The 711-nt window shown below is 73.3% G+C and carries 1 protein-coding gene; it reads right to left on the minus strand.

Annotated elements, in window-relative coordinates:
- Positions 1-85: 85 nt before the first annotated feature.
- Positions 86-568, minus strand: coding sequence for a LacI family DNA-binding transcriptional regulator (locus AC2W7M_RS26820; RefSeq protein ID WP_486136258.1), 483 nt, complete (start codon positions 566-568; stop codon positions 86-88).
- Between the last annotated feature and the right edge of the window lie 143 nt (positions 569-711).

A 711-nucleotide genomic window follows, 5' to 3' on the forward strand; every position in this document is an offset into this window, starting at 1 on the left:
CGGCGACGTGCGCGGACCCCCTTGCGCGCCGCCGGCGCGGCTGTCCAGCACCACCGAGAGCGGCGCGCGGGCAGGATGCGGTTCATCAGCACGAACGGCGACGTGGCGCGGCGGCGAGGTCCGAGCGCAGCACCTCGTCGTCGTCGAGGCTCGCCACCAGGAGCCCATCCACCCGGTTGGTCTGGGAGAGCTTGGCGATGGTGGTGGCGGTGGTGCCGGGCTCGCGGTGGGAGATGAGCAGCGAATAGCCCAGTTCCGCCGCCGCCTGCTCGGCACCGCGGATGGCCGCCGAGAACACCGGATTGTCGAGCTGCGGCACGACGATGCCCAGCGTGTCGGTGCGCGCCGTGCGCAGGCCGCGCGCCAGGGAATTGGGACGATAGGCCAATTCTTCGGCGACCTTGAGGATGCGTGCGCGCGTCTCCTCCCGCACCCGCTGCGAGACATCGCCGCGCAGCACGCGCGAGGCGGTGGACATGTCGACGCCCGCGGTCTGCGCCACGTCTGCAAGCGTCGCCCGCGACTTCGCCGTCCGCGAGCCGGGGGACAAAACGGGTGCGCGCGCCATCTTTCCTGTCGTGTCCAGCCTGTGGTGCCCAGCTCACCGGAAGCGCATGGTGGCAGCGGCGGGCGGCGCTGGCAAACCGCTGGCGCGGCGGCGGGGACACCGGCTCAGCCGGCCGCCTGCCGGAGCGCCGCCAGCAGCACCGG

It is taken from the genome of Xanthobacter sp. BG11Y11_SDJG, from assembly GCF_057364445.1.

Excerpts from the sequence above, each read along its gene's own strand:
- AC2W7M_RS26820 (WP_486136258.1), bottom strand. The coding sequence starts at position 568 with ATGGCGCGCGCACCCGTTTTGTCCCCCGGCTCGCGGACGGCGAAGTCG.